Here is a 21,432-nt window from a genome sequence, read left to right as displayed (position 1 = left end):
GCACGCCTTAATTCGTACATTGCTTGGCCACGCCTTCCGCAGGCGCGGGCGGCTCGATCAGCGGCATCAGGCTCGGTGCCAGGGACACCAGCAATTGCACCGGCAAGGCGCTGGTGAAATCGTAGTTCTTCGATTCCGGCCCCCGCACATACGCCGTCATGCTGCCATAGAAGCGCTCGCCGATATTGAAGACGAACGTGGCCGAACGGTTCACATAGCGCGACTCAATCAGGCGGCCACCGGCGCCATACACGTCGAAGCGCTGGTCGCCCGTACCCGTCTTGCCGCCCATCGGGATGGGCACGCCGTCGGCGCCGACAAACGCCGTCTTCGCCCGCTTCGCAGTACCGTCCGACACCACTTCGCGGATGGCCTTGGCGACGGCCTTGGCCACGTCCGGCGACAGCACTTGTTCCGCCTCTACCTTGGTGCCCCGCTTGACCATGGTGTCATACGGCGTGTTGGCGGCGAAATGCATGGAATCGATGCGCACGCTCGGTTTGCGCACGCCATCGTTGATGATGATGCCCATCAACTCGGCCAGCGCGGCGGGACGGTCGGCGGACGCGCCCAGGGTGGTCGCGTAGGACGGCACCAGCGAATCAAACGGATAGCCCATCTTCTTCCACTGGCGGTGGATTTCCAGGAAACCTTCCACTTCCAGCAAATTGGCGATGCGGCGGTCCTGCGCATGCTTGCGGTGCGTATTGAACAGCCATTTATAGACTTCCTGGCGTTCCTTTTCGCTGGCCGCCACCATCTGCGACAGGGTGGAACCTTCGTGCTGGCGCAGATACGCCACCATCCACAATTCCAGCGGATGCACATTGGCCAGATAACCGCGGTCAGCCAGCGACCAGTTTTCCATCGCATACTGCTGGTACATCTTGGCCACGCGCTCGGGCGGCACTTCGTTTTGCGACGGCAAGTTGGCGTTAAGGAAATCGCCAAATTCCGCCACCGTGCCCTTCGGATTGACGGTGCGGAAGATATTTGCCAGGCGCACGGGGGTCGGGCGTATGCTGGCCAGCAAAATCTTTTCCTGCTCGTCGACGCTCTTGCCGCGGTACTTCTGATAGAAGCGGTGCAGGAACTCGCGCCCTTCCTTGTCGGCAAAACGGCTCAGGTACTGGGCCCGGCGCGGATCGTCCGCGTCCGCCAGCAGCGAGGCCGAGGAATCGGGACGCGAGAACATGTAGTAGCGGGCCACATCGCGCATCAGGCGCACGAACACCAGGTTGGTCGACTGGCGCAGCGCCTGCTGCACCGTCATGATGCGGCTGTCGTCAAGCTTGGAGAAGTTGCCGAAATGATGCAAGCCACCGCCCGTGAAGAAACCTTCGCCAGGATTGCCCGAATATTTGCGTTCCATGGCGGCCGCCAGCATGGCGGGCAAGTTGCGCGCCTCGCCGAGCGGCAATGGTTTCAAGTAGGCAATGCCCCACTGCGACAGCATGTCCTTCGGATCGACGGCGATCTTGCCCAGTTCGGCGGCGCCCATGCCGCTGTAGCGCTGGTGCAACTGATCGATGATGTCCAGATACGTGACCAGGGTGCGCAGCTTGGCCGTAGAGCCCAGGTCCAGCTTGGCGCCTTCGTTGATGTCGAGCGGCTGGTCAAAATTGTCAGTTTGCACGCGCAGCAAGTTCGCTTGCTCGCCTTTTTGCAGCAGGGTAAAACTGTAGACGACGTTGGCAGGGTCGCCATTGCCCAGCATGCCCTTGCCCGTCAGGCCGGCCGCTTTCGCCACTTCCGGGTCGCGCAGCTCGCGCAAGACCTTGGTCACGGCGTTTTGCGCCTGCGCATCGAGCGTGCTGACCACTTTCAGGTCGAGGCGGTCGAGGTTGTACAAGCGCGGATCACCGAGCATGCTGGCCAAGTGGTTGCGCACGGCATTCGAGGCCTTGCGCGTGACGAACGAGGTCGATGCTTCCGATTGCACGCCCGATGCCGTCGACGGGCGCAGCTTTTCGGCGATGGCCGCATTGCGCAGCTGCGGCGAAATCACGCCCGCTTGCGCCAGCAGGCGCAAATGGCTGTTGGTCAACTCTTCCAGATCGGCACCACCGGCCACCAGGTAATGCGATGGACGGCGCTGCGCGATCAGCAGGCTCAGCGCCTGTTTGTAGGCCAGCGCACTATCCGGCTGCTCCATATTACCCTTGAGCAAGGCTTTCACTTCGGCAAACGGGCGGCCATACCAGACCCACATGCCATCGCCGATGCCGTTGACCTCGCCAAAACCGCTTTTTGCCGACAGCGGCACGGTATTCAGGTAATTGAGGACGATCTTGCGCCGCGCTTCCATGGTGTTTTCACCATCCTGGTAGGAGCGCAAGCTGGCCGACAGCATCTGCAGCAGCTTGTCCTGCATGGAACTGGTGCGCCCATCTTCCGAATGGCGGTATTTTTCGATCTGCGTGGCCAGGGTGCTGCCGCCACCGCCGCGATGGCCGCCGAACAGGTTCAGCGCCTTGTCCAGAATCGCCTTGCTCAGGCGATCCCATTCCACGGCGGGATTGCGCATGGGCGTGCCCGGGTCGAGCAATTCGCGATTTTCAATGAACAGCAGGCTTTGCACCAGCGCGGGTGGCGCTTCGGCAAAGCTGTCGAACATGCGCTCGGGATAGCTGGCCGCGAACAATGGCGCGGCGCGGCAATCGAGGATGCTCAGTCCGGCGCGGTTTTTCTCGTGATAGGTAGCAAAGATGCCCCTGTCGACCAGCTGCACCATTTTCGGCGACATGCGCGCCTGCGCCGTGACGGCATAGTCGCGCGCATTGAGCTTGCTAATAAAATCCGGCAAGCTGGCATAGCCGAGCCGCTCGTCATACGGACCGTGTTGCGGATAGCGGATGGCGCCCGCCAGTGCAGGGCCAGGCTCGACCTTGAACGTCAGCTGGCGATCCAGGCGCGTGAAAAACTCCGCCTGCAGGGCCGACGTACGCACTTCGCGCATGACGAACCACGCCACGCCGGCGATCAGCGCCAGCAAAATGATGGCAAAAATGGGCCAGATGCGCGAACGGCGCTTCTTCGGCGGGATCGCCGGCGGCGGCGACTCGGCAGCTGGATCAGAGGGGGGCCGCTCTTGCGCGGCCAGGTTGACGCCTGTGTCTTTCATGGGATGCTGGGGTAAGGTTGGGTTTGGACGGCGTGGAAAATGCAGTAGCGATACCGCTCCGCGCAGGATAAGACGAGGGCCAGCCAGGGCCGGTCACAACAAAGCTTGCTTAACATGATGTCCATACCAGTGAATCAAAAAACATGTTGCTGCACAGGCAGGCAACCCCGCGTTTGACACGCAAGGTCCCTGTTCACCATTCCACCACATCGGCATGAAAACGACTGACGAGCGCACACAAAAATCTTGCTTCATTGAAGATTTTCGCAAAAAAACAACGTCTTGGAACGGTCGCCTGCGTACTAAGATGCAAGGCGGCCCGGACACAAGCGAAAAAGCCGCCGGCGCCGGGCGGGCAACATCTCAGATGGTGTGGTATTCCGCCTGCAAGGTATCGAGTGCGGCGCACATGTCCGCAAAGGCAGCCGCCGCCTGCGTGGGTTCGCCCTTGACGCCCAGTTCGATATGCCGGCGCGTCTGTGCATCGCCCACGCTGGGCAGGCTGAACACCTTGATTAGCGGAAACTCCGCTTCCAGGCGCACCATCAGCGGTGTCAGCAGGGATTCGGCCGTTTCATACACGAGCAAGGCATGTTCCGCATGCGGCACCTGATTGAACAGATGCGCATAATGCGTGTCGAGTACCCATTCGATCATGGGCCAGGACATGACGGGAAAGCCCGGCACGAAATAATGTTCGCGCACGGCAAAGCCGGCAATCTTGTTGTACGGATTCGGAATCAGCTCGGCGCCTTCGACAAATTCCGCCATTTTCAAGCGGTGCAGGTTTTCCGGCGAATTCAAATCGGCCGGCACACCCGCCTCTACGCCCATTTCCGTAATGCGCTGCTCGATATTGAGCTTGCCTTGCGGGTGCAGTACCAGCGGCAAGCCCAATGCATCGGCCGCCGCCTGGCGCGTATGGTCGTCCGGCGTGGCGCCGATGCCGCCAAAGCTGAAGACGATGTCGCCGCTGGCAAAACTGCGCTTGAGCAAGGCGACCAGGCGGGCCGGTTCATCGCCCACGTATTCCGCCCAGCTCAGCTGCAAGCCGCGCTGCTTGAGCATGCTTACTACTTTCGGGAAATGCTGGTCAGTACGCTTGCCCGACAGGATTTCGTCGCCGATGATGATCAATCCGATAGCCATGGAACTTCCTCGTTCGATTCGATTAAAGGTCAGGATTCACTAAAGTCAGGCGTCCGCTGGCGCCACGTCGGTCATGCCGCGTACGCCCCGCAAACGCGACAGTGCTTCCAGGCAGTAATACTGGAACCACAGACCCGTAAAGATAAAGATCAGTACATACAGCCAGATGGCGAACGCCGCCAGGAAGGGGAAGAACACCACTGACATCACGCCGCCCATCCACAGCATGCCCGGCACGGCGCCGGCCGCGCCAGACACCATGCCGATGGCCAGCAGGGGCCAGCGCTGCGTGCGCATGATGGCGTGGCGCTCTTCCACGCTGGCGTAGTCGGCCATGGCGTCATATGCCATCACGCGGTAGGTCAGCCAACCCCACAGCACGGCCTGCCCCACCAGCGCGGCAGGCGGAAACGCATACAGGGGCAGCATGAGCAGCCAGACGACGATGAACAACAGAAAGGTGGCCAGCGAGGTGCCGACGCTGCCAAGCAGGCTGCCGCCATGTTTCTTTTCCAGCTGCGGAAAATGCCGCCCGCCAATATGGCGGCCGATGGCCGGCATGGCGAACAGTCCCATGAAAATGAGCGCCGTCAATATCATCAGCGGCAGCAACATGAACATGGCGATCAGGGGCACGATCACGGCTTTCAGCATGCCCAGGCCGAAAGTGGCCAGCACCTGGCCACTGGTGCGGAAGAAATCGTACTGCGTGAACAACGCGTGCAGGCTGTCGATCAGCGGTTGCAGGCCCACATACAGCAGTGCACCCCACAGTATCAGCGACAGGATGAACGGCGCGACGCTCAGCAGCAGTATCTTGCCGTGCAATTGCGACAGCAAGGCGCGGCCATACGAATTCAACACATTACGCATCAACGGCGTCCTTTTCGTTTAATTCTTGCAAATTCCACCATACGGCGCAGGCCCAGCCATTGCTGCTGCCAGAAACCTCGGCCATAGTTTCGTCCAGGCCGGCCCACGCCATGGCTGTCGATGCGGGCCAGCTGGTCGCGCACGCCTGTGCGCGCGTAGCCCGCCGAGAAATTCGCGGTGCCCAGCAGCATATCCCAAATCGGCAAGACCACGCCGAAGTTGCAACCCCCCATGCTGCCCTTGCCTTTCGACTCGTGCCCCACGCCGATCGCGTGATGCGTGCGGTGGAAACGGGGCGAGATCAGCAGCCGCTCGCCGATGCGGCCGAAGTGTATCCTCACATTCGCGTGCTGCAAGCTTTGCAGAATGCGCGAAATAGAGACCAGCAGCACGTACTGGCCCGGCGGCACGCCGATACCGAGCGCCACCAGGGCCATCACCACGTCGCGCAAGAAGTCATCGAGCAAGTGATTGCGGTCGTCGCTCCACAAGTTCATGTTTTGCTGGCTGTGATGCAAACTGTGCAAGCCCCACCACCAGCCGACATGGTGCGAGGCACGATGGTAGCAATAGTCGACGAAGTCCAGTATGACAAAATAAATGATAAAACTGAGGAAGGGACTGATGCCAGGCAACAGCGATTCCAGGTTCAGGGGATGGATATTATCGAAACGCAAAGCGCCCGCCAAGGCATCCATCAGCGGATCGAGCGTGAAGAAGACCAGCACGGAAAACAGGCCGATGCGGTGCAGCACGGTATAGATGAAATCGTTCCGGCGGGCGCGCGGGTCGGTGATCTTTTGCGCGGGAATCAGGGCTTCGAGCGGGCGCAGCACGAGAAACAGCAGCACCAGTTCGCACAGGCCGATCAGCAGCCACTCCGTGCCCTCGAAAGCCTCTTCCGTGAATTCGCCAAAGCCCAGGTGATACACGAGGGGATTCACCACAGTCTGGAACAGCCAGCCTTGCGCCACGCCAAAGGCATCGACCACGGCGTCGATAGCCGGTTGCACGATGGCGCTGATGTCGGCGGCAATCATGGCTGGCCCTTCTTTTGCGCGTAGGCAGGATGCTCGCGCAGCGTGGCAAAACAGAAACCCTTGTCTTGCAAGCCGGATATCAAAGCATCCAGGTTGGCGGGCGCCCAAGGGTCTTTGCGTGACCAGATGCCCATGTGCGAAATGAAAATGTCGCCGCTGCGCAAGTTTGCCAGCGCTTTTTTCAGCAGCATGGCATTCGGATACTTGTCGCTGGGCAGCTCGTCGCCCGAGTAGCCCGCCGGCGCCCAGCCTGCATGCTGGTAGCCGCAGGCGCTGCCGGCCGCCAGGGTGCGCGGCGAGGTGTAGCCGCCCGGCGCGCGCCAGAACGGATCAAGCTTGTGCCCGGTCAACTCCTGGAAGCGCGTATCGACCCGGCGTAATTCCTCGCAGAACTGCTTGTCGGTGAAGGACGCGAGCTTGCCGCCATCCTTGCCAAACTGGGGCTTGACCTGGATCAAGCCATGGTCCAGATCCTTCTTCCAGTACACGTGGTCAAACGTATGCGTGCCGAATGCATGGCCTTCGGCGACCCTGTCTTTCCAGTACGGCGCCCACGAGGCATCGAGCGAATAGTCGCCGCGGGTGGTCTTTTCATTGGCCAGGAAGAAGGTTGCCTTCACATGGCGTTTATTCAGCACGTCGGCGATCAGTTGCGCTTGCGACTGGCTGCCCGTGTCGAAGGTCATGTAGATGGTGCCCTTGCAGGCGGCCGGCGTGGCCGTAGGGGTAGCAAATGCGGCGGCGGCATGCGCGGTCGACAGCATGGCGCTGGCGCACAGCAGCACGGCGGGCAAGCCGCCAGTCAGAATAAGACGCTTCATCATCACATGCGCGGCGAATGGGTGGCGAAATACACGCCATGGGGCGAGCGGCCCACCGGTATCATCTTGATCACCTTGCGCGTGGTCAAATCGATCACGGCCACTTTCTTGATCCAGCGCAAGGTCACCCACATGGTCTTGCCATCGGGCGTGATTTCCATGCAGTCCGGGCCGCCTGGCACATTGATGGTGCCCACGTTTTCCAGGGTTTGCTGGTCGATGATGTTGATGGTGTTCGAGACGCGGTTCGAGACAAACGTCATGCGGTTGTCACCGAGCGCGCGGAAATTATGCGTACCGGCGCCCGCCTTGATGCGCTTGACGGTCTTTTGCGTGCGCCAGTCGATTACTTCCACATAATCGCTGCCCATGATGCCCACCAGCAAATGTTTGCCATCGGGCGTCATGGTGATGCCGGCCGGCGCGGGACCCACGGACATGGTCCATTTGACGGTTTGCGTGGCCAGATCGATGGCGCTGACCTGGTTGCTGCCCTGCTGGGTAATAAAGGCCATGGTGCTGTCGGCCGTGAACGCCATATGACTGGGCAGCTTCGGCAGCGCGATGCGCTTGGCCAGGGTCAGGTTCTTGCCGTCGTAGCGGTACAGGTCGATGCGGTCCAGGCGCAGCGAGTTCGAGATGAACCATTTCTGGTCCGGCGAAAAGCCGATCTGGTAGGGGTCGAGGATATTGCTGATGCGGCGCTGAATCTGGCCCGAGACGGGGTCGAGGAAAATCAGCTCGTTGCCGACGGAACTGGCGACGATCAGCGACTTGCCGTCCGGCGTTTCCATCAGATGATGCGGTTCCTTGCCGACGGCAAAGGTAGATAGGGGAGCATAGGTTTTCTGGTCCAGCAGTTGCACCGTAGCATCACGGGAATTGAGCACCACCACCACTTCGGCTTGCGCCGTAGACATTGCGGAAACCAGGCACAGCGAGGAAAAAACAAGGCGGCGTAGACTGCGGAACATGGAAGAAATCACTGTTAAATACAAAACAGGCATTTTACGTGGAACACTGTATTTTTTGTATGAAATCCCCCCTTAAATGCGACCGGCAACCACACTTCGCCGTAATTCCCCCATTTTCCCTGCGCCGCGCCTGGAATGGCGCTTTGCAACTCATTGCTCTACAATCTGAAGCTTTCATCGCCTACACAAGGATTATCATGACCACCATCACTACCGCTTCCGGCCTGCAATACATCGATACCGTCGTCGGCGAAGGCGCTGAAGCGCAAGCCGGCAACAATGTTGTCGTGCATTACACGGGCTGGCTGCAAAACGACGACGGCAGCGCCGGTTCGAAATTTGACTCGAGCAAGGACCGCAACGACCCATTTGAATTCCCGCTGGGCGCAGGCCGCGTCATTCAAGGCTGGGACGAAGGCGTGCAAGGCATGAAAGTGGGCGGCAAGCGCCAACTGATCATCCCGGCAGCACTGGGCTACGGCGCACGCGGCGCCGGCGGCGCGATTCCACCGAACGCCACCCTGATTTTCGACGTTGAACTGCTGGGCGTATAAGCTGGCTCCATAAGAAGAAGCACCGCGCTCGCAAGTCCGCGCCAGGCGCCGCCCCTCTACATCGAGCGGCGGCGCTTTTGTTTTGAGTATCCCCTCTAATGCACGGCGCCCTTTTTTCACTATGATGTCAGGCACTGCAGCACGCACGGTGGCCACTCCGCCGGGCCTGCCGCACTTTTCCAGCGATTCCATCAGCACACAGGAGCCATCATGAGTTTACAAGAGCAATTCGAACAAGCGCAGCTCGATTCCAAGACACTGTCCGAGCGTCCGGACAATATGACCTTGTTGAAAATCTACGCCTTGTTCAAGCAAGCCTCAAGCGGCGACGCCACGGGCGAGCGTCCCGGCATGACCGACTTCGTCAACCGCGCCAAGTTCGACGCATGGGCAGCTCTGGCCGGCACCTCGAAAGAAGAGGCGCAACAGCAATACATCGACTTGATCGAAGACTTGAAGGACTGATCTTCCCTCCCCTGCCCCGGCACCTGCCGGGGCAGTATAATTTCTGCATGACACCATCACCAATTTCCAGGGTTTCCCTGGCACATGCCGCCGACCTGTCCCGATTGTTCGACGTCTGGCACCTGTCCGTACGCGCCACCCACGATTTCCTCGACGACAGCGATATCGCCTTCCTGATGCCCTTCGTGAGCGACGAGCTGGCCAGAGTGACAGCCGAACGCCTGCTGCACGTGCTGCGCGCCGATGACGGCGTCGCCTATGCCTTCCTGTGCGTCGAACACGCCAAGATCGAGATGCTGTTCGTGCATCCCGACCAGCGCGGCAGCGGCGCCGGCCGCGCGCTGCTCCAGTACGCGATCGCCAGCCTGGGAGCCACGGCCGTCGATGTCAACGAGCACAACACGCAAGGCCATGGCTTTTATCGCCATCTGGGCTTTATCGAGGATAGCCGTTCCGAACTCGACCCGTTCGGCAAGCCTTTCCCCATTTTGCACCTGAAACTGGCCGAAAACGGCTGAAAACTCACCAAAAACCACCAAAACAGGCCGTTAACGCAAAAGTGGCTACCAAATCGGTAGCCACTTTTTTTTACGCCTATCCCAGCTGCAAACTTACTTTTTTGCCGCCGCCAGCGCTTGCGCGATCCAGCCGTCAAACGTCTGCTGGTGGAACTTGATCCAGCCAGCCGTATGGCGCGCGATATCGGCCTGCGTGTTTTCGCCGCGGCGCATGCGCTCGTTCTGCGCATTGATATCGGCCACCGGCAGTTGCATCACCTCGAACAGCTTGGCTGCGGCCGGATTTTTCTCCGCCCAGGCCTTGTTGGACACGATGCGCGCCGTGTTGACGGCAAAACCGTAATCGCTGCCATCGTCGAGGCGGGTATTCACCTTGTCCGGATTGGCCGAGAATGGCACTTTCAGCCAGACCACGTCCTTGCCCGGCACCAGAACGCCACTGACCCAGTACGGCGTCCACGTGTAGTAGAGGATCGGCTCGCCACGCTTGTAGCGGCCCAGGGTATCGGCGATCAGGGCCGCATAGCTGCCCTGCACGTGCGTCACCGTCTTGCGCAATTTGTACGCATCCATGTGGTTCTCGATCAGCGCTTCGCAGCCCCAGCCTGGATTACAACCCGTCAAGTCGGCCTTGCCGTCGCCATCATGGTCGAACAGCTTGGCCAGGGTGGGATCGCGCAACTGGTCGATATTCGTGATGTTGTACTTTTCCGCAGTCGCCTTATCGATCAGATAACCTTGCGCAGCCGGACCGGCATACTGGCCCGTGCGCAACAGCTTGGCGTCGCCGCCCGCATTGTTATAAAAATCCTTGTGCATGGGGTCCCAGTGCACGGCCATGAAGGTGGCGTCGCCATTGGCGATGGCGATATGCGCGGTCGGGTACTCCACTTCCTTGATCGGCTGCACTTCATAGCCCAGCTTTTCCAGGGCTTTGTCGACCAGCATGGTCTGGAAGGTTTCTTCCGCGATCGAGCTTTGCAGCGGCTGCACCTTGACGCCCTTGCCGGGCAGCGCATCGGCAGCCACGGCCGGCGTCTGCGCCATGGCCAGGCTGGTGGTCAGGGCCAGGGCGGCGATCGCCAGGGCGGAAAACAACTGGAACTTGCGTTGCGATTTTTGCGTCACTTTAAAATTGTCAATTTGATGCATGTGTATCCTTTCTCTTTCTTATTGTGCGTTGGCAAGCGTGGCTTGCTGTGCGGCATTCGCTTCAGCCTTGGCAGCGTTGCCGCGCACCAGGCGCAGCACGAAACCGGCAGGCCCCGTCTGATACCAGTGGCGCACGCCACGGCGCGGCTGGCCCATCGCTTGCGTCAAACGGTCCAGGGTGATGGCCAGCAGCACGATGCCCAGACCACCCACGGTTGCCAGACCCATGTCCAGGCGCCCAATACCGCGCAGTACCATCTGACCCAGACCACCGACGGCGATCATCGAGGCGATCACGACCATCGACAGCGACAGCATCAGCGACTGATTGATACCGGCCATGATGGACGGCATGGCCAGCGGAAACTGCACGCGGGTCAGCAACTGCCACGGCGAGGCGCCATACGCGCGGGCCGCTTCGATCAGGTCAGGACGCACCTGGCGGATACCCAGGTTGGTCAGGCGCACCAGCGGCGGCAAGGCAAAGATGATCGTCACGATCACGCCTGGCGCATTGCCGATACCAAACAGCATCACCACCGGCACCAGATAAACAAAGGCGGGCGTCGTCTGCATGGCGTCGAGCAGGGGGCGCAGGATATTCTGCGCGCGGTCGCTGCTGGCGAGGAAAATGCCCAACGGCAAACCGATGGCCAGACAGAACGCCAACGACGTGAGTACCAGCGACAGGGTGGTCATGGCTTCCGGCCAGATGCCCAGCATCGAGACGAGCAGCAATGCCAGCACGGTGCCGATGGCCAGGGTGCGGCTGGTAAATTGCCATGCCAGCAAACCGATGATGGCGATCACCGTCAGCGACGGAGCGGCCAGCAGCACGCCTTCCACGCCGGACAACACGCTGTCGATCGGCGCACGCACGGCCTGGAAAAAGGGGCGGAAATGCGCCACGACCCAGCCCAGGCCCTGGTTGATCCAGCTTTCCAGCGGCAGCGAGCCGTCGAAAATCTGCGTCAGGTGAAAGCCGCTCGCCTGTTCCGGCTGCACGGCAGGCGCGGCGGCATCGAGCCACGCGGTGCTGGCGTCGGTGGGCGGCGTCAGCGCCCAGGGATTGATGTGGGCGGCCTGTTCAACAACAGGTTCTACTGTGGAAACGGTGCTTGGGTTCATGCTTGTCCTTTCTGTTGTTGTGGCTCGGCAATGGCTGGCGTATCGCGGTCGAGGAACTTCAGCAGAGTTGTCTTGCTGATGGCGCCGCGGAAGCTGCCGTCATTGGCCACCACAGGGACGGCGTAAGGCAGTTGCGCCACCTGGCCAAAGAGGCCGGCGACTGGCTCATCTGCATTGATGGTCTGCACGTCGGGCAGATAGGCATGCGCCAGACCCAGCGGGCCGACATGGCCGTCGAGCGCACTGCGCAAGGAATCGGCCGAAACGACGCCGAGGAACTTGCGCTGCGGATTGACGACATACGCAAAGGCGCGATCCTGCTCTTCCAGCATCGACAGCGCGGCGCGCGAGCCGCGGCTCGGCGACTCCGACACCACGATCTGGCTCTTGCGGGCGATATCGCTGGCCTTGAAGACGGCCGCCGCATCGACGCCGCGCACGAAGTTACGCACATAATCGTTGGCCGGTTTGCGCAGGATTTCTTCCGGCGTGCCCACTTGCACCACGTGACCGTCCTTCATGATGGCAACGCGGTCGCCGATGCGCATGGCTTCGTCGAGGTCATGCGAAATGAAGACGATGGTGCGGCGCTTGATTTGCTGCAAACGCAGCAGTTCCGATTGCATTTCCGTACGAATAATCGGATCAAGGGCGGAAAACGCTTCATCCATCAGCAAAATCGATGGATCGCAGGCCAGCGCACGGGCCAGGCCCACGCGCTGCTGCATGCCGCCCGACAATTCGTCAGGATAGCTGGCGCCGTAGCCGTCCAGGCCCACCTGCTCCAGCGCTTGCTGGGCCAGCGCATGGCGCTCGGCCTTGGGCATGCCGGCCAGTTCCATGCCGAAGGCAGTGTTGTCTAGCACGGTAATTTGCGGCAGCAGCGCGAACGACTGGAACACCATGCTGATGTCCTTGCGGCGCAGGGCGCGCAACTGGGCGTCCGGCAAGGTATTGATGTCGTTGCCGTCGATCAAAATGCGGCCGGCGGTCGGCTCGATCAGGCGATTCAGCATGCGCACCAGGGTCGACTTGCCCGAACCGGACAGGCCCATGATGACGAAGATCTCGCCTGCCTCAATGGTAAAGGTGGCGTCGAAAACGCCGATGGTGCAGTCGGTCTTGGCCAGAATATCCTGCTTGCTGGCGCCCTGACGGACGAGTTCAAGTGCTTCTTCTGGCTTGTCGCCGAACACTTTGAACACATGGTCGATAATGATTTGTTTTGCCACGATGTGGTTCTCCCTCGATTTGACGAATGGAATGAAACCCAGCAAGCTGCTAGCTTGCGGCGGGAATCAGCAAACCCTGTTGCGTCGGCTACGCCACGGCGCAAAAGCGCACGGGAGCGACAGTAAACAGGGGGTGACACGCGTGTGACCAGCGGATGGCCAAAGCCGATGCCGGGGTGCCGTGTGCGTGCTAAAAGAGGCTGTGGTTCAGGACTTTTAACAACGCTAGCGCCATGCAAATACATGGCACCAAATGTATTTGACCGAAAAAATCGACCAAGCTACTTTTAACTGGATGCGGGTGTAAAACCCGAAGAATTATTCACCACTCAGCGAGCGGAGAGTACTGCGAAGCAGAAGGTGAAACGCGGTGTAGCTGTTGTAAATATGACTCAAGTATAACGCAAAAAGGCACTAAAGTCCAATAGCTTTCCAAGTAGAAATGTGATAGCAATGTTCGCTAACGTACAGTCAGACGTAAAAAAGGCGAAAAGAGACGTGTTTTCATCGTCTTTTCGCCCATCACTGCGAGACGCTCCCTAGCACCAAATTTGGCGCCAGACAAGCGGGTGAAACGCCATCAAACTGACTCGGTAAACACCTTGCGCATCTTCTCGGCAATCTTGCCTTCGATGGTGGAAGCAAAGGCGCTGAGCATGAAGCCCAGCTTGATTTGCAGTTGCGCCTGCTCTTTTTCCAGGGTCAGCGAGCCATCGACGCCGCTGCGCTCGAAGCGCAGCACATCGCCATCCCAGGCACACACCAGGTCATATTCCTGGGCCAGCTTGTCGGCCACTTGCTGTGCCGCTTCGCGCGCCTTTGCTGCTGTCAGCTTATGTTGCTGAACTATATTTATATCCGCCATCAAACGATCCTTTTATTATAAAAACGGGCAATACGGCCAGCATCATACCAGCCGCCATACGGCGGGCATGGCGGCAGCTGGCGCCGGACGGCTAAAAAAGCCCGTCCTTCCCGCGCATCGTTTGCGCGGGATCAAACCGGACGCGCCGAAGCGGGACGACTATTCCAGTTCCAGTTGCGCGTGTCTTGGAGAGCTACCATGGACCAGAAAGTCATCGTGCCGGCCGACGCCGTACTGAGCAAATGCGTGTCCTTGCCCGTCGGCTATGTCCCTACCCCCTCGGCGCCGTACCGCCAGCACCGCAAGAATGCGCAACTGACCCTGCAGCCAGGCCCGCCCCGCCTGAGCGAGGCAACGGTCCGCAACCTGGCCGCCGTGCCCGTCGGTTCGCGCGTGCTGATCTGGAAGCAAGACCCGTCCGTCAGCGACCTGGGCACGCGCAAGTCCTTCCTGCCAGGTCTGATCCTGCAAGGCCCGCGCGACGCGCGCATCACGTTTGGCGAACCGGGCATCGCGCAGGTCAGCCCGAATGCCTTTGGCGACTTCATCGTCTCGCCCAACACCGACCAGTTCGATGCCGTACACACGTTTGCCATCGTGCGCATGACGCTCACCATGTACCAGCGCGCGCTGGCCCGCAACGACACGGCGCCGCCGCTGCCCTGGCAATGGAATAGCGCCAGCAACACGGCGCCCCTGCGCGTATTTCCGCACGGTTTACCCAATGTCATGAATGCGTATTACAGCCGCAGCGACAAGGCCCTCAAGTTCGGCGACTTCATCCCCAGCGGCGCCACCGAGCGCGTCTACACCTGCCGCTCGCTCGACATCGTCTCGCATGAAACGGGGCACGCCGTGCTCGATGGCCTCAAGCCCAATTGGCTCCTCAGCAACAATCCACCGCAAACGGGCGGCTTGCACGAATCGTTCGGCGACCTGACGGCCATCTTCCTGGCCCTGTCGCAGCTGGACCAGGTCGAAGCCGTGATCGCGCAAACCAAGTCCGATCTGCACGACAAGACATTTCTCGCCGACCTGGCGGAGCAGTTCGGCCTGGCCCTGGGCCGGCCGAACGGCTTGCGCAATGCCGACAATGACATCAAATTGTCGGAAGCAGGCACGGAAGTGCACGCCATCTCGCAAGTGTTTACGGGCGCCATCTACGACATCCTGGCCGACATCTTTGCCCACGAACGCCAGCCCCAGCTGGAAGACGATGCGGCCGTGCTGCACCGCTGCGGCGACTACCTGCGCAGCCTGGTCCTGCGCGCCCTGGTGGCGTCGCCCGAGCAGGCCGCCACGTTTGCCGACGTGGCTGGCCACATGCTGACAATCGCCGGGGCCGACGGCAATGGCGCCTACCTCGATTTCATCCGCAACAGCTTTACCGTGCGCGAAGTGTTCAAGGCCTATGCCATGACAGAAGATGGCCAGACGAGCTTTGCCCCCGATATCGTCGACGAAGTGGGCGCAGTGCAAGACAGGCGCGCCTGCTGCGGTACCATGAACCATGCGCAATACAGCGAGTCGGATCAATTGCTCGAAGCGGAGCGCGACGCGCTGGCCGCCTGGTGCCGCAGTTACGGCCACCGATAGACAGCCCGGCAGCGCACCAGCACGCCCGCTTCAGGCCTGCCGGACTAGCGGCAGGCCATAGCGCGTCCTACCACCATCGATAGCAAGGAGTACCATGAAAATTTCAGCCCGCAGCAGCGGCGGCTTTGCCGGCCTGAGTGAACAGTACGACATCGATACGCAAGCCCATCCGGCCGGCCCCGGGCTGGAAGCGGCACTGGCCAGCAGCGGCTTTTTCACGCACCCGCAGGGCACGGGCGAACAGCTGGGCGCCGATATCCCCCATTGGCAGATCACCGTCGAGGCGCCTACCGCGCGCCGCACCATCACGTTTACCGAGGATGGCAGCGCTGAAAACGCACGTTGGCAACAGTTGCTGACGAAAATACGTGCCGGCGCCTGATTTTTCTGGCATGTATTTTGTGTCGGTTTTGATTTGAGCAAAACAAAAACACCACACGGCAAGACAGCACGCCGCACGCCCTGCACCCTGCCGTATCGGGCGACTGTCGCTTTCTTGCCGCGTTCTTCATGGCAACGTCCCGGATAGTCGCTGAAATGCGCTCTCTGCGCGGCAACGGCAACGCGTAAAAATGAATTTGCTTATATGTATTGTATATAAGCGGGATTTGTGAGAAATAGCGAATTGCCTTAAAATACAATGCTTTGCTTTAGTATGCGCCGCCGAAGTTCCTGCAGGCGCTACAGCACCTCCCCCAAATTGATAGGACTGTTATGACCCACGTTGTCACCGAATCCTGCATCGCCTGTCGCTACACCGACTGCGTCGATGTCTGCCCGGTAGATTGTTTCCGGGAAGGCCCGAACTTCCTGGCAATCGATCCGGACGAATGTATTGACTGCGCCGTCTGCGTGGCAGAGTGCCCGGTGAACGCGATTTTCGCGGAAGAAGACGTGCCGGGCGACCAGCAAGCCTTCATCAAGATCAACGTCGATCTGGCCCGCAACTGGCCTTCGATCACCAAGACGAAGGCTGCCTTGCCGGAAGCCGAGCAATACAAGGACGTCAAGGACAAGCTCGACATGCTGGTGCGCTAAGCACACGGCAGTTGCGGCGGTCGTTCCGGCTGGGATCGCCCTCCCCGCAGGGGCATAGCGGCAAATAAATGTACAAAAAGCAGCGGAAACGCTGCTTTTTTTGCTTTTAAAACATCGTTGCAGGTCTATCCACGCAAGTGTGGCGCGCTGTCACATCATTGCGCAAACTGTGATCCTATGCGTGGTAAAGCACATTTTGTCCTCAACAAATATCGTAGAATTGGATTATGATATTTGAGCCGATATTGGCGCTTGGAATTAAACAAGGACTCTATATGCTTTACCAACTGCACGAACTGCAACGCTCTTTCCTCACTCCGGTGATGCAATGGGCAGACATGTCCTCCAAGTTATTTACCAACCCGGTTTCCCCACTGGCCCACACTCCGTTTTCGCAACGCATCGCAGCCGGCTACGAGCTGATGTACCGCCTTGGCAAAGACTACGAAAAACCGCAATTCGACATCAAATCCGTGCTCGTCCAGGGTGAGAGCGTCGACATCAGCGAACACGTTGTCGTCACAAAACCGTTTTGCCGCCTGATTCACTTCAAAAAAGAAGCCACTGGCTTGCAACAGCCTAAAGTTTTGCTGGTTGCCCCCCTGTCCGGTCACCACTCGACCCTGCTGCGCGATACCGTGCGTGGCTTGCTGGCCGAGCACGATGTCTACGTCACCGACTGGACGGACGCGCGCATGGTACCGCTGACGGAGGGCCCGTTCCACCTGGACGACTACATTTATTATGTGCAAGAGTTCATCCGTCTGCTGGCGCCGGACCTGCATGTGATTTCCGTCTGTCAACCGACCGTGCCTGTGCTGGCTGCCATCTCGCTGATGGCGACGGCCAAAGATCCGCACATGCCGAAAACCATGACCATGATGGGCGGCCCCATCGATCCGCGCCGCTCGCCTACGCAGGTAAACAACCTGGCGACGGAAAAGAAATTCTCGTGGTTTGAAAACACCGTGATCTACGCGGTGCCGCCGAACTATCCCGGCTTTGGCCGCAAGGTGTATCCAGGCTTCCTGCAGCATGCCGGTTTCATCGCCATGAACCCGGGCCGCCATGCACAAAGCCACCGCGAGTTCTACATGCACCTGGTGACGGGCGACGACGAACCGGCGGAAGGCCACCGCCAGTTCTACAACGAGTACAACGCCGTGCTGGACATGCCGGCCGAGTACTACCTGGAAACTATTAAAACGGTTTTCCAGGAATTCAGCCTGCCGATGGGCACGTGGAAAGTGGGCGGCCAGCTGGTGCGTCCGCAAGACATCACGAATGTGGCGCTGTTCACCGTGGAAGGCGAACTGGACGATATTTCCGGCGCCGGCCAGACGCAGGCGGCGCATGACTTGTGTTCCGGTATCCCTGCCGAGATGCAGCAAGACTTCGTGGCGCCGAAATGCGGCCACTACGGCATCTTCTCGGGCCGCCGCTGGCGCGAGATCATTTGCCCGAAAATCGGTGAATTCATCCAGAAACACGGCTGATAGGCTTTGTTTCAAGCAAAACGGCACGCCAGGCTACCCTGGCGTGCCGTTTTTTTTATGCCCAGCTCATGCGCGCTCGATTTTCACTGTCGGGCGCGTATTGACGAAGATTTGCTCGACTCTCGGCTCACCCGGCCCCGGCTTCTTCATCGCATAGGCATTCACGGGCTGCGAACGGTTCACCCACAGCGCGTAATACAAATGGTCGGCGCGCGGATCTTCCGTATTCGGGTGGATCAATATCGTCAGGCCCAGGCTGTTCAACTGCAGCCACGGCACAATCACGGGCAATAGATCATTGGTGAAGCCAAAGTAAAACGAGGGCGTCACGTGTGGGCCGCGTGGCTCCAGGTTCCAGTCGCCCAATTCGATCTGGAAGCGCTCGGCCGCCCACTTGCGTATCAGCGCCGCCTTCTGATAGCTGTCTTCATCAAAATAGATATGCGCGTGATAACTCTCGATATCCGTATAGGCACGCGGTGTTGACGGCAAGGTTTCCTCGCCGGGACGCACGCTGGCGGGACGCGGCGTGGGTGCCGTATCCGTATGCTCGCCCCACGGACTCTTGCCGGGCGCCGCTGGTTTAACGTCTTTTACGCGTTTGACTGCGCCATCCTGCGCCAGTGCCGAACCAGCCAGTCCCGAAGCGGCCAGCGCCGCCACCAGGCCACCGCCGCGCAAGACCGTGCGGCGTTGCGGCGAGAGGAGATTGGCCCATTCCAGATCAATGGCCGCGTGTTGATTATTGTCAGACATAGAAGATTTCCTGTTCTTGATGGTAGGTAGGGGGATGTGGAAAATCAGAAAGCCACGCTGGCGCGGGCGTAGTAATACGCACCGAGAACGCCCAATGGTCCCGAGTTGTCGTATGCGCCCGTGTACTGCGCCAGATTCGACGCGCTGCGCGCTTCGCGCGGTACCTGGCTGGGCCTCTGGTCGAAGACATTGTTGGCGCCCACCGTCACGTTGATACGCTTGCTGATGTCGTAGCCGACGCTGACATCCGTCACGAAGGCAGCCTTCAGCTGATAATCACCGCCCGTGATGGCGTTCAGGCGCTTGAGCTTGCCGTAGCGCGTCTCGCGCACGTTTAGGGCCCAGCCCGCTTTTTCATACGCCACGGTGAGAATTTCCTTGTCGCGCGGTGCCCGGTACAGCAAGTCGTACTCGGCCGATTTGCTCAGGGTGCCGATGTTCGGCAAGCCTTGCAGTACGGCGGGAAGGTCGGCCTTGCCCACCAGGCTCGTGTGGTTGATATTTGCGGCCGCCGTCCAGCGCAGCTTGCCATCGGCCAAGCGCAAGACATCTTCCGCCGTGAAATCGATGCCGCGCGTGCGCGTGTCGCCCACATTGGCAAAATAATGCGCCACCAGACCATTGCCCACCGTCAAGCCTGCCGAGCGCAGCAGGTTTTCAATAACACTCGCTTGCGCCGCCGTCAGCGGGCGGCCACTGCCGTCAAGCGCCACGCCCGAGCTGCGGTCGATGCCGATGTTCGACGACACGCCCAGGCGGTCGCTGACCTTGATTTGATACGCATCAACGGCAAAGCGCAGGGTGGGCGTAGGATTGAAAGTCAGGCCAGCCGACAGATTCGTCGATTTTTCCGGTTTCAACGGCTGCGCGCCCAGGGCCCGCGCGGCGGCAGAATTCGGCTGCGCCAGGGTGTACGGCACGCCCGCATGATCGGACGTATTCGAATACGATTGCGTCACCAGGCTGGGCGCGTGGAAACCGTTGCTGACGGTGCCGCGCACGGCGACAGCGGGCGTGACGTCATAACGGGCGGACAAGCGGCCCGTGGTCTTGCTGCCGAAATCCGAATACTTTTCGGCACGCAGGGCCGTGTCGAGCAGCAATTGCGGCGTCAGCTTGGCCCCCAGTCCGATATACGCCGCATAGCTGTGCCGCGCCGTGTCGGACGCATCGACAGGCAGGTAGCCGGCCAGCGCCGACGAGCCGCTGCCCTGCCAGGAAGCGGGCTCGCCCGGGCTGCGTTGCTGCGTTTCATGCGAATACTCGAGGCCGACGCTGAGGTCCGCCGGCTCGCTCAGCCCCAGCGGCACGGGACGGCGCACGTCGGCGTTGGTGGTCGAGCGGCTGTAGCGCTGATTGCCGATGTCAAAATCGGTCTTGCCACCGGGATAATTGAGCGAGTAATTGGCCGAGTGCTCCACGCCCACATCGATATCGTCGCGGCCGTAGGTGCTGCTGACATCCCAACTCCAGCCCGCCGTTTCGCCCTTGATACCGCCCGTCAGCGCAACATCGTTTTCGCTCGTCGTTTCATAGGGTGTGAATCCGTCGGGATACACGGACAGCAAGCCCTTGTTGTTATTGAAAATGGTATTGGGCAGGCGGAAATTCTGTGCCGAACGGGCATTACGGTGGGCATACGTGCCGAAGCCGTACAGTTGCACCTCGCTCGACACGTCATAGCCGAGGTTGGCGCTGAGCGACGCAGTCGAGGTCTGCGGCACGCCCGTATTGCGCCACGGATTGCTGTTGCGTTTCGCTTCAGCCGGGTTCGGCGAGGCGCCGGCCGGCAAGCTGTTGTTCGGTCCCAATTTCACCAGCTGGCCATCGCTGTTGCGCACGGCCGGATACGACAGATAAGTGGGATTCAGTCCGAAATTGCGCACAGCGATGCCCTGGCGCTGGACTTCGGCACCGAAGTGGGCAAAGCCATGCTCGCCCAGGCGCGTGCCGCCATCGATGCGCACGGACCCGTTCGTGCCATCGCCATCGTCGGTGGAACCGAGCTGCGCGCTGAAGCTGCCCTTGTCATCGGATTTCAGGATGATGTTGATGACGCCGGCAATCGCGTCGGAACCGTAGATGGCCGAGGCGCCGTCGCGCAGGATTTCCACGCTGGCAATGGCACTCGTGGGTATCAAGGCCAGGTCGGTGGCGACGGAACCGGGAAAGCCATCCTCATTGACGATGGCCGTCGTATGGCGGCGCTTGCCATTGACCAACACCAGCGTATGCGATGGGTCGAGGTTGCGCAGCTGGCCGGCGCGCACGATGCTGCCCAGGTCGGGCTGCACGCGGGCCGGCAAGTTAAACGACGGCAAGGCCGTGTCCAGCGCGTCGAGCAGATTCAATTTTCCCGTCGCCAGCAACTGCTGCGCGCTGATCACGTCGATGGGCGCGGCGCTGTTGGCCACGGTGCGCCCCGTGCCACGCGCGCCCGTGACGATGACGGCGTCGAGCGGGGCGCCAGCCAGCGCGCCAGCGTCGTCCGGCACCGCCTGCGCATAGCTTGCGCCGGGCGCTGCCAGCGCCAGAACGGCCACCGAGACGGCGTGCGCCAGTTGCCGCAGGCGTGGTGCGGGGTCTTGCTTGGCTATCAGTTCCAACATACGAAAACATCCTTTCAAAGTCGTCAACACTGTGGCTGCAGA

At 60.4% G+C, this 21,432-nt stretch carries 19 protein-coding genes; 7 read left to right on the top strand and 12 right to left on the bottom strand.

Annotated features, from left to right (window positions below):
• Positions 1 to 7: 7 nt before the first annotated feature.
• From CLU92_RS24935 to CLU92_RS24910, 6 genes are all read right to left on the bottom strand, one after another.
• Positions 8 to 3,124 (bottom strand): transglycosylase domain-containing protein, encoded by a 3,117-nt coding sequence (locus tag CLU92_RS24935; RefSeq protein ID WP_101484050.1) that lies wholly within the window; start codon positions 3,122 to 3,124, stop codon positions 8 to 10.
• Between the two features lie 363 nt (positions 3,125 to 3,487).
• Positions 3,488 to 4,273, bottom strand: coding sequence for a molybdopterin-binding protein (locus CLU92_RS24930; protein WP_101484049.1), 786 nt, complete (start codon positions 4,271 to 4,273; stop codon positions 3,488 to 3,490).
• Positions 4,274 to 4,318: 45 nt separating this feature from the next.
• Positions 4,319 to 5,146, bottom strand: a complete 828-nt coding sequence (locus tag CLU92_RS24925; protein WP_101484048.1) for an EI24 domain-containing protein — start codon at positions 5,144 to 5,146, stop codon at positions 4,319 to 4,321.
• Entirely contained in the window at positions 5,146 to 6,186 is a 1,041-nt protein-coding gene (locus CLU92_RS24920) for a sterol desaturase family protein (protein ID WP_101484047.1), read from the bottom strand. The genes CLU92_RS24925 and CLU92_RS24920 overlap by 1 nt, the downstream gene beginning before the upstream one ends.
• The gene (locus tag CLU92_RS24915) at positions 6,183 to 7,007 is read right to left on the bottom strand and encodes a polysaccharide deacetylase family protein (protein WP_101484881.1); all 825 of its coding nucleotides are present in this window, start codon (positions 7,005 to 7,007) and stop codon (positions 6,183 to 6,185) included. Before CLU92_RS24915 ends, CLU92_RS24920 begins: the two co-directional genes overlap by 4 nt.
• A 2-nt stretch (positions 7,008 to 7,009) precedes the next feature.
• On the bottom strand, positions 7,010 to 7,927 hold the full coding sequence (locus tag CLU92_RS24910) for a beta-propeller fold lactonase family protein (RefSeq protein ID WP_373918729.1): 918 nt from the start codon (positions 7,925 to 7,927) through the stop codon (positions 7,010 to 7,012).
• 251 nt (positions 7,928 to 8,178) lie between these two features.
• On the opposite strand from CLU92_RS24910, the gene CLU92_RS24905 reads away from it, so the two are divergent.
• The 3 genes from CLU92_RS24905 (at position 8,179) to CLU92_RS24895 (ending at position 9,518) form a co-directional block, all read left to right on the top strand.
• Entirely contained in the window at positions 8,179 to 8,535 is a 357-nt protein-coding gene (locus CLU92_RS24905) for an FKBP-type peptidyl-prolyl cis-trans isomerase (RefSeq protein WP_101484045.1), read from the top strand.
• Between the two features lie 210 nt (positions 8,536 to 8,745).
• Positions 8,746 to 9,000 (top strand): acyl-CoA-binding protein, encoded by a 255-nt coding sequence (locus CLU92_RS24900; RefSeq protein WP_034782468.1) that lies wholly within the window; start codon positions 8,746 to 8,748, stop codon positions 8,998 to 9,000.
• 47 nt (positions 9,001 to 9,047) lie between these two features.
• The gene (locus CLU92_RS24895; protein WP_101484044.1) at positions 9,048 to 9,518 is read left to right on the top strand and encodes a GNAT family N-acetyltransferase; all 471 of its coding nucleotides are present in this window, start codon (positions 9,048 to 9,050) and stop codon (positions 9,516 to 9,518) included.
• 93 nt (positions 9,519 to 9,611) lie between these two features.
• Here the strand turns inward: CLU92_RS24895 and proX are convergent, their stop codons facing one another.
• The 4 genes from proX to CLU92_RS24875 all read right to left on the bottom strand — a co-directional run bounded on the left by proX (position 9,612) and on the right by CLU92_RS24875 (position 13,895).
• A complete protein-coding gene (proX, locus tag CLU92_RS24890) occupies positions 9,612 to 10,670 on the bottom strand; it encodes a glycine betaine/L-proline ABC transporter substrate-binding protein ProX (RefSeq protein WP_101484043.1) in 1,059 nt (352 codons plus the stop codon).
• 18 nt (positions 10,671 to 10,688) lie between these two features.
• Positions 10,689 to 11,798: a glycine betaine/L-proline ABC transporter permease ProW gene (gene proW, locus CLU92_RS24885; protein WP_101484042.1), complete on the bottom strand. Its 1,110-nt coding sequence runs from the start codon at positions 11,796 to 11,798 to the stop codon at positions 10,689 to 10,691.
• A complete protein-coding gene (gene proV, locus CLU92_RS24880; RefSeq protein WP_101484880.1) occupies positions 11,795 to 13,030 on the bottom strand; it encodes a glycine betaine/L-proline ABC transporter ATP-binding protein ProV in 1,236 nt (411 codons plus the stop codon). Before proV ends, proW begins: the two co-directional genes overlap by 4 nt.
• Before the next feature lie 580 nt (positions 13,031 to 13,610).
• Positions 13,611 to 13,895, bottom strand: a complete 285-nt coding sequence (locus CLU92_RS24875) for a polyhydroxyalkanoic acid system family protein (RefSeq protein WP_101484041.1) — start codon at positions 13,893 to 13,895, stop codon at positions 13,611 to 13,613.
• 198 nt (positions 13,896 to 14,093) lie between these two features.
• On the opposite strand from CLU92_RS24875, the gene CLU92_RS24870 reads away from it, so the two are divergent.
• The 4 genes from CLU92_RS24870 (at position 14,094) to CLU92_RS24855 (ending at position 18,025) form a co-directional block, all read left to right on the top strand.
• The gene (locus CLU92_RS24870) at positions 14,094 to 15,491 is read left to right on the top strand and encodes a hypothetical protein (RefSeq protein ID WP_101484040.1); all 1,398 of its coding nucleotides are present in this window, start codon (positions 14,094 to 14,096) and stop codon (positions 15,489 to 15,491) included.
• A gap of 94 nt (positions 15,492 to 15,585) precedes the next feature.
• Positions 15,586 to 15,873, top strand: coding sequence for a protealysin inhibitor emfourin (locus CLU92_RS24865; RefSeq protein WP_101484039.1), 288 nt, complete (start codon positions 15,586 to 15,588; stop codon positions 15,871 to 15,873).
• Positions 15,874 to 16,205: 332 nt separating this feature from the next.
• Positions 16,206 to 16,529, top strand: coding sequence for a ferredoxin FdxA (gene fdxA / locus CLU92_RS24860; protein ID WP_010395176.1), 324 nt, complete (start codon positions 16,206 to 16,208; stop codon positions 16,527 to 16,529).
• Between the two features lie 275 nt (positions 16,530 to 16,804).
• Positions 16,805 to 18,025 (top strand): polyhydroxyalkanoate depolymerase, encoded by a 1,221-nt coding sequence (locus tag CLU92_RS24855; protein WP_101484038.1) that lies wholly within the window; start codon positions 16,805 to 16,807, stop codon positions 18,023 to 18,025.
• A 66-nt stretch (positions 18,026 to 18,091) separates the two neighbouring features.
• Here the strand turns inward: CLU92_RS24855 and CLU92_RS24850 are convergent, their stop codons facing one another.
• Together CLU92_RS24850 and CLU92_RS24845 are read right to left on the bottom strand one after the other, a co-directional pair.
• Positions 18,092 to 18,781 (bottom strand): DOPA 4,5-dioxygenase family protein, encoded by a 690-nt coding sequence (locus CLU92_RS24850; RefSeq protein WP_101484037.1) that lies wholly within the window; start codon positions 18,779 to 18,781, stop codon positions 18,092 to 18,094.
• Between the two features lie 44 nt (positions 18,782 to 18,825).
• Positions 18,826 to 21,390: a TonB-dependent siderophore receptor gene (locus CLU92_RS24845; protein WP_101484036.1), complete on the bottom strand. Its 2,565-nt coding sequence runs from the start codon at positions 21,388 to 21,390 to the stop codon at positions 18,826 to 18,828.
• Positions 21,391 to 21,432: the final 42 nt, after the last annotated feature.

The sequence above is a fragment of the Janthinobacterium sp. 61 genome (genome assembly GCF_002846335.1).
GTDB lineage: Bacteria > Pseudomonadota > Gammaproteobacteria > Burkholderiales > Burkholderiaceae_D > Janthinobacterium.
The sequence above is the reverse complement of the archived record's forward strand: the minus strand, read 5'-3'. Positions and strand labels throughout refer to the sequence as shown.